Origin of the sequence: Halopseudomonas laoshanensis (assembly GCF_008365385.1) — a bacterium.
GTDB classification, from domain to species: domain Bacteria; phylum Pseudomonadota; class Gammaproteobacteria; order Pseudomonadales; family Pseudomonadaceae; genus Halopseudomonas; species Halopseudomonas laoshanensis.
Genome location: NZ_QOVF01000001.1, coordinates 42571 through 56097, shown reverse-complemented (window position 1 = coordinate 56097; position 13527 = coordinate 42571). Strand labels below are relative to the sequence as shown.

The 13527-nt window shown below is 59.3% G+C and carries 8 protein-coding genes; 4 read left to right on the top strand and 4 right to left on the bottom strand.

Annotation, left to right across the window (positions count from 1 at the left end; genetic code table 11):
* The first annotated feature begins 1 nt into the window (after nucleotide 1).
* The 4 genes from DT594_RS00235 to epsA all read left to right on the top strand — a co-directional run bounded on the left by DT594_RS00235 (nucleotide 2) and on the right by epsA (nucleotide 5551).
* Entirely contained in the window at nucleotides 2-1108 is a 1107-nt protein-coding gene (locus DT594_RS00235; RefSeq protein WP_149330851.1) for a DUF2855 family protein, read from the top strand.
* 101 nt (nucleotides 1109-1209) lie between these two features.
* Nucleotides 1210-2532 (top strand): substrate-binding domain-containing protein, encoded by a 1323-nt coding sequence (locus DT594_RS00230; protein WP_149330850.1) that lies wholly within the window; start codon nucleotides 1210-1212, stop codon nucleotides 2530-2532.
* A 131-nt stretch (nucleotides 2533-2663) separates the two neighbouring features.
* Nucleotides 2664-4592 carry an acyltransferase family protein gene (locus tag DT594_RS00225; RefSeq protein ID WP_149330849.1) on the top strand — a complete coding sequence of 643 codons (1929 nt, stop codon included), beginning with the start codon at nucleotides 2664-2666 and terminating at the stop codon, nucleotides 4590-4592.
* A 143-nt stretch (nucleotides 4593-4735) separates the two neighbouring features.
* A complete protein-coding gene (gene epsA / locus DT594_RS00220; protein ID WP_149330848.1) occupies nucleotides 4736-5551 on the top strand; it encodes an XrtB/PEP-CTERM-associated transcriptional regulator EpsA in 816 nt (271 codons plus the stop codon).
* A 36-nt stretch (nucleotides 5552-5587) separates the two neighbouring features.
* On the opposite strand, the gene DT594_RS00215 is transcribed toward epsA, so the two are convergent.
* From DT594_RS00215 to wecB, 4 genes are read right to left on the bottom strand one after another with little or no spacing between them, the layout of a single operon-like run.
* Nucleotides 5588-6580, bottom strand: a complete 993-nt coding sequence (locus DT594_RS00215; RefSeq protein ID WP_149330847.1) for a DUF4434 domain-containing protein — start codon at nucleotides 6578-6580, stop codon at nucleotides 5588-5590.
* 21 nt (nucleotides 6581-6601) lie between these two features.
* Nucleotides 6602-10705, bottom strand: coding sequence for an NfrA family protein (locus DT594_RS00210; RefSeq protein WP_178091352.1), 4104 nt, complete (start codon nucleotides 10703-10705; stop codon nucleotides 6602-6604).
* 40 nt (nucleotides 10706-10745) lie between these two features.
* The gene (locus DT594_RS00205; RefSeq protein WP_149330845.1) at nucleotides 10746-12371 is read right to left on the bottom strand and encodes a glycosyl transferase family protein; all 1626 of its coding nucleotides are present in this window, start codon (nucleotides 12369-12371) and stop codon (nucleotides 10746-10748) included.
* Between the two features lie 5 nt (nucleotides 12372-12376).
* Nucleotides 12377-13522: a non-hydrolyzing UDP-N-acetylglucosamine 2-epimerase gene (wecB, locus tag DT594_RS00200; RefSeq protein WP_149330844.1), complete on the bottom strand. Its 1146-nt coding sequence runs from the start codon at nucleotides 13520-13522 to the stop codon at nucleotides 12377-12379.
* Nucleotides 13523-13527 lie beyond the last annotated feature (5 nt).

Genomic DNA, 13527 nt, shown 5'->3' with positions numbered 1-13527 from the left:
CATGCAGCAATTTCAGATACGCAAAAACGACTTTATGACCCAGCGTCTGGTTACACTGAGCCCAGTTGAGCAACGCCCGACCTTGGCAGAAGGCGAGGTTCGGCTCGCGGTCGATAGCTTTTCCTTTACCGCCAACAACATCACCTATGCCGCCGCTGGCGACAAACTCGGTTATTGGCAGTTCTTTCCGCCAGCAGGCGAGCTAACCCAAGGCTGGGGTGTGATCCCCGTGTGGGGCTTTGCCAACGTAACCGAATCGCGCTGTGAAGCATTACCGGTGGGTGAGCGGCTGTTTGGTTACTTCCCGCCGGCCACGCAGTTAATCATGCAACCGACCAAGATATCCGCCCAGCGCCTGATCGATGGGAGCGCGCATCGGGCCAAACTGCCGCCGGGCTACAACACCTACAGCCGGGTGCTGCACGAGCCAGACTACGACGCCAGCACTGAGCCCGAGCGCATGTTGCTCTGGCCGCTGCATATCACCTCGTTCTGCCTGTGGGATGCGCTCAAGGATAAAAACTGGCGTGGTGCCGAGCAGATCATCATCCTTAGCGCCTCAAGCAAAACCAGTGCTGGCCTTGGTTATGCGCTGTTCAAAGATCCCGACGCCCCGGCCACCATTGCCGTGACCTCGGCGCGCAACACAGCCCTGGTCAAGAGTCTCGACATTTATCACGATGTTGTGGATTACCAGCAGCTGAGCAGCATCAACAAAAACATTCCCAGCGTCATTGTCGACATGTCAGGCAACAGCAGCGTGTTGAAAGAACTGAGCAAGCACCTGGGCGAGAACCTGACTTATTGCATCAACGTCGGCCTGACCCATTGGGATGAAACCCAGACCGCTTCAGGCATCAGCGCAGAGCGCAGCGAGTTCTTCTTTGCTCCCGGGCACATTCAGCAGCGCATGCAGGACTGGGGCCCCCAGGGCTTTGCCGAGCGCAGCCAGCGTTTCATGCACGATGCCGCCCATTGGAGCCGCCAATGGCTGAAGGTAAAAACGCTGCAGGGCCTGTCGGGCTTGGCTGAGATTTATCCCGACGTATGTCAGGGCCGCATTGCGGCGGATGAAGGGGTGATCATCAAGCTCGCAATAGACGGCTGAATCGACAACGCGATCCAGGCGGGTCCAGTCATCTGAATGTCATCTAACTGCCTCACTCTGGCGGGTCAAAACCTACCTGCCAGATTGTAATGAGGTTACCGATGCCATCAGTTTTCCGTCGACTGCTGTTCCGCCTGGGGTTTGCTCTGGCTTTTCTGCCCGGTGTGGCAGCCGCCCACGACCTGGAAATCCACGGGTCCAACACCATTGGCGCCACACTGGCACCCATGTTGATGACCGGCTTTCTGGAACAGCTTACCGGAGAACGGGTCAGCGCCAGCGCCACGGGGAATGAGAATGAAGCTGTACTGACAGTCGTGCGTGACGGCAAGCCGCTGACCGTGCTGGTGGCCGCTCACGGTACCAGCACTGGCTTTACCTCGATGATGGCCAACCAGGCCGATACCTGGGCGGCCTCACGCCGTATCACCGCCAAGGAAGTTGCCGCGATGGCGGCACGCGCAGACATGACCAGCGCCGATAGCGAACACGTGATTGCCATTGATGGCCTGGCGATTCTGGTGCACCCATCCAATCCGGTTAACCAGCTCAATATAGAAACGCTGGCCAGGATTTTTGCCGGCGAGATCACCAACTGGTCGGCGCTTGGCGGCCCTGACCTGCCAATTCAGGTATACGCTCGCGACGACCGCTCTGGGACCTGGGACACCTTCAAGGAGCTGGTTCTGGCTGGCAAATATACGCTGACTGGTGAAGCCCGACGCTACGAGTCCAATGACCAGTTATCCGACGACGTCAGTCTGAATCCCGCAGGCATCGGCTTTGCCGGTTTCGCCTCGGTACGCAGCAGCAAATTGCTGGCAATTTCCGATGGAAGCGCGCCGGCGCTCAAGCCCAGTGAGCTTTCCGTTGCGACTGAAGACTATCCGCTGTCCCGTCGGCTCTACCTGTACACCCCAGGAACCACCGGCAAACCTCTGGCCCAGGCCTTTATCAACTACGCACAAAGCCAAGCCGGGCAGGATATCGTGGCCCAGTCCGGTTTCTTTTCCCAGAACCCCTTTGCAGTCGACCCGGTGCAGGACGCCAGCGTGCCGGCGACGTTCAAACGCCTGACCGAACGCTATCAGCGCCTCTCGGTGAACTTCCGTTTTGCCGAAGGCCGCACCAAGCTGGACAACAAAGCCAACCGCGACTTGCTGCGCATTCAGCATTACCTCAAGGACACCGGCAAAACGGGTAAGGACCTGATGCTGATTGGTTTTGCCGACCAGCAAAGCGACGAACTGCGCGCCCAGATGATCTCCGAACTGCGCGCCCTGTCAGCCAGCAAGGCCCTACGGCAACTCGGCACTCAGGTGCACGGGCACACTGGCTACGGCCACTATATGCCGGTGGGTTCGGCGGGGGGTGCTACTGGCGCCCAGCGCAACGGCCGGGTGGAGGTATGGGTCCGCCGCTGAGCGCGCTCAGCTTGCCACTCGTTACCAGGAGGCGGCCGGCCTAATCAGAGCCGGACCTGCTGCAAACAGCTTGTCTGCGCTGCCCGCGCCCATATAATCTCCCCCGGTCTGCTAATTCTAGGGGAATTGACTTGAAGATCGCTTCGGGCTACCGCGCTGATATTGAAGGCTTACGCGCACTGGCCGTCGTCCTGGTGATTCTCTACCACTACGAAGTCCCGGGAATCAGCGGCGGCTTTATTGGCGTGGATGTGTTCTTCGTCATCTCTGGCTACGTCATCACCCAACTTCTGCAACGCAACTTCGAGAACGCGACCTTCAGTTTCCGCGACTTCTACGCCCGTCGCATCCGTCGGTTGGTACCCCTGTTCCTGCTGGTGTCCAGCGTCACCTTCTTGATGATCTCGCCTTTCTACCTTGGCGATGCCTACTACCTGTTTGCCAAGAGTTGGCTGGCGTCTCTGGTCGGCTTGAGCAACATTTACTATTTTCAGGAGCTCTCTCAGTACTTCGCACCGGAAAGCCGCTCGCTGTCGCTGCTGCATACCTGGTCCCTGGCCGTTGAGGAGCAGTTCTACCTGATATGGCCGCTGGCGCTGTACCTGGCCTACCGATTTGGCAAAGGCCGTGATGGGCACTGGCCTTTCCGCATTATGCTGGTCGCCACTTTCGCGCTGTCGGTGTATTTGGCTGACGCCTATCCAGCCGCCGCCTATTACCTGCTGCCGGCCAGGCTGTTTGAATTCATGCTCGGCACCGGCGTGGCGCTGTTCAGCCGTCAGCTTCCAGTCCTCGGACGGCTCAGTGCCGAGCTGCTAGCGGCCCTCGGCCTCGCGATGATCTGCGTTACCGCGATAGTGCTCACCAAGCATGACCATTTCCCCGGCTACAACGCCCTTTGGCCTACGCTGGGCACTGCCCTGGTGATCTACGCCGGATTGCATCAGAGCCGCACTCTCACTGCTCGCGTACTCAGCTTGCCAGTCATGGTTTTTCTGGGGGGCATTTCCTATTCCCTGTATCTGTGGCACTGGCCGCCCGTGGCGCTACTGCATTATCAGTTGATCGAGCTCACCTGGACTAACCGTCTGCTGCTGATAGCCATCGTCGTGGTGCTGTCCTGGTTAAGCTTCCGCTTTGTCGAGAACCGCTATCGGCACCGCCCGTGGAACTTGAAAAAGTCCTTTCTGATATTCATTCTGGCCCCGGCGCTGGTCATCTGGGCTATCCAGTCGACCATTCGCATAGCCGATGACTTGAGCTTCCGCTTTTCCGAAGAGCGGCGTGAGCTCTACCGCATCATTGCCCAGAATAACGCTGCCGACCTCTACAAGCGCTGCTTCAAGGCCGAACCCGCGCAATTCAACACCAGCGACGCCTGCCTGTTCGGCGCCAAGCCGCAAGACGGCCAGCCAGACAGCATGTTGATCGGTGACTCCCACGCCATTGCCCTGCTTGGCTTCGTGGAGCAACTCATCGGCGAGGACCACTCTCTACTAGTGGTGACCCGGGCCTCTACCCCTTTCGTGATACCGGAACACTCCGCGGCCGCATTTGTCGATCCGGAGAAGGTCGAGCGGAACACTGCCCTGGCTGATTATCTGCAGCAACGCCCGATGACCGTGTTCGTCAATGCATGGTGGAACTCTTATCTGCAAAGCGAGTTGTATCAGACCTACTTCATCGACACCCTGGCCTGGCTCGACGCCCAGGGCCATACCATCGTCATGCTTGAAGACGTGCCGGAGCTGCCCTCCTCCTCGTACGCGGAATGCCTGCTGAAGAATATGGACGATTGCTCCATCGACGCCGCAGACGCCAGGCTGAAAATGAGCAACTTTCTGCGCTTCAAACAAACCGCGCAACAGCGCTTCCCTGACATCAACTGGATAGACCCGAGAAAAGTCATCTGCGACCCGCTCCGTTGCCAGACCGTATTGAATGGCCTGCCGCTGTATCGCGATGAGAACCATCTCAATTATCTGGGCTCGAAAGAGATTGGACGGGAATATATTGAGCGGTTCGGCAACCCTTTGCGGAACATAAAACAAGCCCGCTAATAGCAACCCAACAGAGACACTTTCAGCAAGGCGGGTAAAAACATCATGGCTATACTGGAAGTCTAGGGACAGTAAAGTAGTCGGTGTCTAGTCAGCATAGATCTCTTAATCCGGAGCATGGACTTCTCACACGGATAATTGATATGACGAAGATGACTCACTTCTTGAATCTGAAGACGCCCAATGCCCTTTATACCGAGCACAATCGGTTCATAAAAGTCATCCAGGGGTCCCTGCACATCCACACTCATGCCGATCTCTTCCACTGGCTACAGGGAGATCTGCAAACCTATCTACCACATCAAATCCTCCTCGCGTCGTGGCGAGGGGCCGGAAAGAATGCGCTTGAGGTCGATATCATTTCCGCGATTCTGGAAATGCGTACCTCGAACGTGGTCAACGCCAACATGATGCCCCTGCGGCGCAATCTTCTAGCGCTCTGGGAAAAGGGTGGGCATGAGCTGTTCGAGATACAAACCGAAACGGGCTTTGACCTGGACCTTGGCAAGCTCGACACCCCGGATTCGGTGACTGCGCACTTCAAACGTATGCGCTCGGCCCTCATCCATGGCATCAAGGATGAGCGGGAGCGAGATCAGATACTCTACGTGGTATTTAACCAGGCTCTCTGCCTACCGCGGTCGGCTCAACTTTATTTCAAGCTGCTGCTGCCCTACATAGACACCGCTTTGCGACAGCTGCCCCCTTTTCGACCCCACGGCAGCGTTAACGGAGTGGAAATGTCTTATGTCGAGTTCGGCTTATCCCTCCGCGAAAAGGAAATCATGGATTGGGTAAGAGTCGGGAAAACCAATGAAGTTATTGGTGTGATTCTCAATATCAGCCCGTTCACGGTAAAAAATCACCTCAAGCGCATTTTCAGGAAACTGGATGTGTCGAACCGCGCACAGGCCGTGAGCAAAATCCATGAGCACGCTGAGGCCTACCGCGCCGGGTAACACTGGGTAGCCTGCCCCACGACCTGCCCCACGACATCAAGGGCCGCAGTAGCGGCGTCGATATTCGTTGAGCAGTTCGGCCTGGCCCGGCTTGGCGGGGTCCAGCAGATATTCCGGGACCGAGAACGCAATGACCTCATTTGGGCCGGGGTCGAGTGCTTCGACGGCTGCCAATTGTTGCAGCATGCGGTTGATGGGCGCGGCCTGAGCGCTGAAGGGCGCGTCGTCCAGCGGCGGCCCGCTTTGCTGCGAGAATAGTTCCACGATAATGCCCCAATAGCGGTTTGTTCTTGCGGCAATATTGTTAACTCGGAGCGCGTATTCATTGAAGTCAGGGCGCGCTACTGTCCCAACGCCAGCCCCGTCCTGCAGAAGGACGTGTAACTGAGGCGCGGCGCTCCAGAGTGCCCGCCACAGCCTCTCGAACTGAGCCGGCGGCTGCGCACCACTTACGTAGGTCGAAATGCTCACCGGCTTTTCCGGGCTCAACTCCGCGAGCAAGCTGGTCAAACTGCTTAGATGCTCGCGCAGCAGGTCCACTTGCCAGGGATGCGTCCAGGAACGATCGTCGATTTCTTCGGAGAGATACCAGCCCACGAATGCTGGATGATCACCTAATCTTGCTTTGAGTCGATCCGCTGCCGCTAACGAGCGTTCGCGAAGGCCTGCGAGGTAGGCTGCCAATGCGTCTGCGGGATCGGTGATCCGGCTGCCGAAGTCGGCATCGGCAACCAGGCCTAAATTGACCCGCAGACCGTTGGCGTGCGCCTGATCAAGCCAAATACTCAGAAAGCTGATACCTGGCTCGCGGCTCAGGTCCAGCTCACCGTAGACGCTCCACTGCAGGTAAAGGGTGTCTATCCCGACACCGGCAATGCTCTGCAATGTTGCCTCCCAGGAGTCCGCTGAGCGCTCAAGATCGGAGGTCAGGGGCTGGAGAAAGCTGGCGCTGAAGGGCGCACCGGTGCATTCGCTGGCTTGCGCTGGCAGGGATATGGCCAGCAACAGCCAAAAGTAGAGTTGTTTCACCGGCCTATACTCATCATCACGTCAGAATCCGTATTGCAGACGCACGACGAGACCCGAATCTTCGTCTGTATTGCCACCCACCATTCCTCGGAACTCCACCCCCACCTCAAAATTGCTGCTATGCGTGTGGTAGGCGTTACCGCCAAACCAGCCGCGCAAGGCAACGCCGACGCCTGCCTCATAGCGGCGCTCGGTTTCAGCGTCATCCGTGTAGCTGGCGGCGGCGACACCGTAGGGCACCAGATGCAGGCCCTGCCCTATCTGCTTGGCAACACCCTCGCGCCATTCCGCCACCAGGAACTCAGCCTTGTCTTCCACCACCTTGGCCGCATCCAGATACACGGAGCGATAGTGCTGGTACTTCTGGGCTGGAGCGTAGGCTAAACCGCGGCCGAAGGATGCGCTGGCACGCACCATCCAGTCGTTTCTAGCGTCGCTACCCAGCGCGACCAGCCGCTCGCCTGAGAGTAAAAAATTGACCGGCGCAAAGGGCTTCACCCGTAGGCCGACACCCCCTTGGGTTTCGCTGCCCACTGGCGACAGCGTATCGTCCTCGAATGCCCAGATGCTGCGCCCGTAAACCTCTGCATAGCGGCCATCAGAGACGTTATCCAGCCGGTAGGCGATGTCTATCCCGGCTTGACTCTGAAACCCGCTGAGCCCGACGGAAGCGTCCTGGTCCGAGTCACTATCGCCACCGTTCATGCGCCGCACGAACACACCCGTATTGATCCGCAGCCGGTCCTCTAGCTGCTGCACTTCCTGGCGCCAGGCATAGCCACTCTCATCGGTACCGGTGCTGGCGGAGCCTTGGCCTTGATAGCCTTCATCTTGAGAGCCTTCAGGCGCGGTGCCCGCCCAGGTTTGCGTCAGGTCAATGCGCTGGCGGAATGCCTTGGCCGCAGCCTCATCCTGGCCAAGTCGACGATAGGTATAGCCGAGTTCCTCATACAAGGGCAGCCGCTTTTCGTCAGCAGCCAGAGCTGCCTGAAAATGGCCCGCGGCGAGGTCATCATCGCCCGTCCTCAGATAGGCATAACCCAGGCTCGCCTGGAACTCTGGATTATCCGGCTCAAGCCTCACGGCCTGCTGGAATTCGCTGCGCGCATCGCCCTGTTCACCGAGTTCAAGCAGGTACTGAGCCAATCTGTAGTGTCGCTCCGCCGCGGGTTCTGCCCGTAAGGACCTGCGCTGTGCCTCCGCCGCCCGCTGGATGTCTCCATCCCGCGAGGCAAGCAGCGCGCGCTCTTCATACAGCAACGCTTGGTCGGAGAGCGTCAATGCGTCTTCTGGTACCTGGGCCAGTACCCGAGTTGCCTTCTCGTGCTGGCCGGTAATGCGCGCTGCGCGACCCGCGTGCAGCATCAGTTCTGCCGGGCGGGTTTCATCGGCCTGGTACAGTGCCTCCCAGGTCTGCGCCTCGGCAGCCAGAACCCCCTCGGCTGCGGCAACGTTTGCCCATTGCCGCATCACTTTGGGCAGATCGGGATGATCCGGCAAAAGGGCTTCCACGAGTTGCCGCAACTCGACCAATGCCGACGCATTCTCGTCTGCGGCCAGTAGTATCTCCACGAGCCGAGTACGGGTGGCTGTATTACCCTCCAAAGCGACCAGGCGACGCTGGGTGTTTGCCGCCGCAAGCAGGTCTCCTGCGCCCACCTGGCGTTCCACCACCGCCTGTAGCGCGGGTGGGTAATCTGGCGCGATCACAACTGCACGCTCTAGCGCCGCCAGTTGGGCTGCTCTATCACCCGCCTGGGCATGCATTTCGGCAATCTCCAGCGCTATCGCCCCAGGCTCTTCAAGCTGTGACGGGTTATCCAGCAGCCGGGACAACTCCTGCACCGCGTCTTCGGAGCGCCCCGACTCCTTGAGGAGCTCGACTTTGAGTTTGGTGCCATAGAGTTGCAGGTCATCAATAGAGTCAAGCGCGACCAGGGCTTGGTCCAGTTTCCCCGCCCGCCTCAACGCCTGTACCTGCTCCAATTGGAACCTCATCACGCTCTCTGAATTCGAGCCAGCGCCTCTCGCCAGGGCGCTGCGGCGCTGACCGCTCGCAGCCTGCCGATGAATGAGTTCACCGAGCAGCTCTGCTTCGTCTTCATTGCGACCGAGGCGGCGATAGACGTAGCCCAATTCCTCATACAACGGCAGCCGGTCTGGGTCGAGCCTCAATGCGGTCTCGAAATACTCTGCGGCCCGGCGGTCGTCTCCTCCTTCCAGATAGTCATACCCGAGGCTGGCGTGATACTCGGCATTTTTCGGCGCCAGTATGATGGCCTGTTCAAGCGCCCTGCGTGCGAGTTCAGGATCACCCAGGGTCTTCCAGACTTGTGCCATATGATAGTGACGTGCCGCGGTGGGTTGAGCGTTCACGGCTTGCTGCTGCCACTGCGCGGCTGTCATGTGCTCGCCTTCCATCTGGGCCAACTGAGCCTGTTCGTCATAGAACAGGGCGCGAATGTTCGGGTCCTGCGCATCAACATCCAGTTTTGCCAGAATCTGTCGCGCCCCTAACGGGTTACCGCCCAGACGCGCCGCGCGGCCTGCGTGCAACAGGTACTCGGGCGATCTTTTGCTGTCCGCGACATAAAGGCCTTCCCAGGCCCGAGCGGCTTCGTCCCATTGTTGCTGGGCTTCAGCCAGGCTAGCCCATTGGCGCAATACGCGTATCCGCGCCGCATGCCCCGAAGGCAGCTTTTCGACCAGTTGCCGCAGCTCGGTCAAAGCCGCCTTTTGCTCTCCCGACGCCACTAACACCTCTACCAGCCTGAGTCGGTTTTCAGGCTGGTCTTCTACCGCGATAAGGGCTCTGAGAGTGTCCGATGCTGCCGCCAGTCGGTCGGCGCCAACTTGCCGCTCAGCCAGCGCGCGCAAGGACGGAGCATGTTTGGGTGCCAGGGCCACAGCGTGCTCCAGGGCTGTCATCTGAGCCTCGAGATCCCCTGCCTGGGCGTATAGCTCGGCGATTTCCAGGGCAATTGCGCCTCGATTTTCCTGTTGCGATGGGTCGTCCAGCAACCGCTGTAATACACCCGCCGCGTCGTCGGTTCTGCCCAGTTCTGCGAGTAAATAGGCGTGCAGCCGGTGACCATACGGCGATGTCTGCTCCACCGACTCGATCGCAGCCAGCGCCTGCGCGGCGAGCTGGGCCTCCGAGAGTGCCTGGGCCCAGGCCAGATACAGGTCCGGATCAGGCTCCCCCTCTTCCACCGCCAGGGCGAAAGCCTGCGCGCCTAGCTGCGGCTCGCCGCGCTGCATGTGCAGATAACCCAGAGACGTCGCCAGTTCTCGCCGAAGGGGTGCTGATTCCACTCTCTCCAGCCCGCGATTGATAGTCACGATGGCCAGTGTTGGCTGGCCCATCTCCACGTGATACTGCGCTATCGGGAACCATCCTTCAGGCGGCACGCCATCCACGCGCATAAGCAGCTGCGTCGCCTCCTTCGGACGATCCAGTTTGATGTAGGCCTGTACCAGGCGTAAGCGGTCTTCAAAGGATTGGTCGGCGGCATCTTCTGTGAGCAACCGCGGAACGGCCGCAAAATCACCCCGCTGGATTGCCAGATCCGCCAGTTGACCACGAATCGCGCGCTGAAGGTCTTCTCTCAATTCCCGGGTTTCGAGCGAGCGCATCCAATCTGCAGCCGCCGAGTCAGCGTCTCCCAGGCGCAGGTTGGCCAGGGCCCGGTAATGGTAGCCAAGCCCCCGTTCGCGACCATGCTCGATCAGTTTGGCCGCATGCTCCGCTGCGGCCTGCGGCTCATCAAGCGGCCCCAGCAACAGTACGATCAGACGTAGCCGTGCATCAACATCCTCGGGGTCCAGTGCCAGGATTCGCGTCAATTCTTTTGCTGCCGCTACCGGTTGCCCAGACCCGATCAGCCGCTCGGCTCGTTCCATGAAGGGATACTTGCGAAAGTTAGCCAGTTCCTGCTCGAGCCAACTTTGACTGCCGACCTTGGGCGCCTCCTGGCGATCATCTCCAGTCGTTACGTCAGCTAACGAGCCCGCGGAGAAAAGGCTGAATGCGACTGTTGTCACGATGGGCGTCAGTATCTGCAGCCGGGTGAAAAAGCCGCGCCTGTCCTGAGGTCGAGCGGTGGCAGGAAAGCCTCTTCGCATAATGCACCGTCCTGGTTGAGCGTTCATGTCCGGCTATCGCTTAGGCCGCCTGGTCGAATCCTTGCTGCATATGTAAGGCCTGTTTCAATGTTTGCTCGTTCAGCCAACCGCGGGCCAGCAGCAGGTCGCCCAGGGGACGCGGGTCCGAACGCTGCTCGGCAAGCACGTGGTGCAACTGTTCGGAGGCAATAGCCTCGAGATCCAGCAACAGCTCACCAAGGCGTCGCCTGCGCGCAAGCGCCATGTGTGGCGCTACGGGGAATGCGTGCTGGGTTTTGTCCCAACCCAGATGACGGCCGTAGACTAGATGCCCGGCAAACTGGCGCAATGCACGGTTGCAGGCATAAAAGTTGACCACGTTGGCCCAGATCTGCCGTGGTGCCGAGAGCAGTCCCTGGCGCCAGCCGTAGTAGTGGGTCATGAACAGAGCTCTGTGCAAGATTCGATTACCCAGCAGTAGCGCGTTGATGATCATCAACCACCACAGCCAGCTATCTACCGGCACCAGTTGTGGGAACCAGTAGCTGTCGGAGAGCAGCAAGTGGGCAAGCTCCATCAGCACCACGTTAAACACCACAAAGTAGGCCAGGAAGCCTATCTGCGATGTGACCAATGACTTGCGGTCGCGAAACAGGATGTACTTGGTCGCCAGGTCGCCTTTCCAACCCACGTTTGACCAGCCCTGCAGCGCGATGCCGAGTATCCAGCGCGCCTTTTGCCGGTAGGCGGCCCGGAAGCTGTTGGGAAAATACTCCCGCACGGCGATGTATTCGTCGGCATGGCCCGGCTCTTTGGAGTCAGTGGGAACCCGCACCCGCACAAACACCTGGCGCATGCCCAGCTCGCGCAGCCTCAGGCTGATGTCGTAGTCTTCGGTAAGGCTCCCGGGATTGAATACTTCACCGTCGCGTTCGCGATGCAGTGCCAGGATGGCGTTCCGGCTGAAGGCGGTGCCCACACCGGCGCTAGGTACTATGCCCGTCAGCGCGGCCCGCACAGGAACGTCTTTGGTATGGCATTCGGTAAATTCATCCTTGTAATGGCCGCCGGTAAATTCCTTCCAGGGCCTGGGCAGCGGCAAGACCGGAATCTGCACGAGGTCGTAGCGAGCGACCATATAGTTGAACAGCCGCAGCTCCAGCGGGTGGACCACATCTTCTGAATCCTGGAGCACGAACGCGGCGAACTCGACCCCCTGCTTCGCCTCGAATTCTAGAATCGACGCGATCACCTCGTTCAGGCAGTCCGCTTTGCAAGTGGGTCCGGAACGGGCGCCCACGACCTTGTGGATGGTTGGATTGGCGGCCGCCACCGCGTCGACTTCCCGCTGTGTGTCGTAATCATTGGGGTAAGTGCCGACAAAGATATGGAAGCGCTTATAGTCGAAAACCGTCAGAGCGTTGTGCAACATCTGCGCGATGACGTCGGCCTCCTGCCAGGCCGGCACCATGATAGCAATGGGACGCTCCTCAGCGGCTCGCAGTACTTCAAGCGATGGAGTTTCAGTTGCTGACACGCCGGCCAGGCGCTGATAAATACGTCGGCACCAATAGCAGATATCGATAAACAGGTCATCGAAACTACTGATGGCAATCAGCACCGCAGTGGTGATGAGCAGCAGTTTGACCAGGAACCAGTAAATGGCAATGCTATCGACCCAGTCCATTGCCCTTACTCCATGACTGCAGCAAGAGATGAATGCTCACTCTTGACCGACTGCCTCGATAAAAGCTCTGACATCGCCTGAACAATGCGGGCCGCAGCGTGACCGTCGCCGAAGGGATTGGCAGGCGCGACCATCGAGCGATAGGCTTCAGGGTCGTCGATCAACCGTTGCGCCGCACGAACCAGGGTTGCCGGATCCGTGCCAGTCACTTGCGCATAGCCCTGCTCGACAGCTTCCGGTCTCTCGGTCAGACGGCGCAGCACCAGCACAGGCACACCATAGCTGGGCGCCTCTTCCTGTATGCCGCCGGAGTCGGTGAGTACCAGATAGCTTTGGCTCAGCATCTTCTGCAGCCCGAGATAATCCAGCGGCGCCAACAGGTGGATCCGCGGGTGATTGCCGAGAAGACGATGCACGGGCTCACACACACGCGGGTTCAAATGAACGGGAAAATCAATCTCGACGTTGGGCCGGCTGTCGGCAAGCTCACGCAGTGCGACGCACATTTTTTCCATCTCGTCGCCCCAGGCTTCCCGCCGGTGCATGGTCACGAGAATTCGACGCTGTCCGTCTGCCGGTTGAGGCGCTTGTAACAGCTTTTCGCGAACGTGATTGACCGCGTCGACGACCGTGTTGCCCGTCACCAGGATGCGTTCTTCGGCCACGCCTTCGCGCCGCAGGTTTTCCGCAGCCCGCGGCGTGGGCGCGCAATGGATGCTCGCGAGGCTGCTGATCATCCGGCGGTTGGCTTCTTCCGGGAACGGATTGGTGCAGTCGAATGAGCGCAAGCCTGCCTCGACATGCACGCAGGGAATACGATGGTAGAAAGCGACGAGTGCGCCTGCGAACGCAGTCGTGGTATCACCTTGAACCACGACTGCCTCAGGGGTGACGCTGGCGAACAGACGATCAAGTTCGCTGATCAGGTTGCAGCTGAGTACGCCCAGCGATCCGTCCGCGGTCATACTCTCGAGCACCGTTCCCGGTTGTATTCCGAATGCTTCGAGCGCTAGATCCGCCAGCGTCGTATGTTGCCCACTATTGACCCACTCCACGGCCTCCGCGCCAAATCTTTTTACCGCCTGGGTATAGACCGGGGCCAGCTTGATGACCTCCGGTCTGGTTCCAGCAATCACGAGTATTGTTTTCATTCTGA

Excerpts from the sequence above, each read along its gene's own strand:
- DT594_RS00235 (WP_149330851.1), top strand. The coding sequence starts at position 2 with ATGCAGCAATTTCAGATACGCAAAAACGACTTTATGACCCAGCGTCTG.
- DT594_RS00230 (WP_149330850.1), top strand. The coding sequence starts at position 1,210 with ATGCCATCAGTTTTCCGTCGACTGCTGTTCCGCCTGGGGTTTGCTCTG.
- epsA (WP_149330848.1), top strand. The coding sequence starts at position 4,736 with ATGACGAAGATGACTCACTTCTTGAATCTGAAGACGCCCAATGCCCTT.
- DT594_RS00210 (WP_178091352.1), bottom strand. The coding sequence starts at position 10,705 with ATGCGAAGAGGCTTTCCTGCCACCGCTCGACCTCAGGACAGGCGCGGC.
- DT594_RS00205 (WP_149330845.1), bottom strand. The coding sequence starts at position 12,371 with ATGGACTGGGTCGATAGCATTGCCATTTACTGGTTCCTGGTCAAACTG.
- wecB (WP_149330844.1), bottom strand. The coding sequence starts at position 13,522 with ATGAAAACAATACTCGTGATTGCTGGAACCAGACCGGAGGTCATCAAG.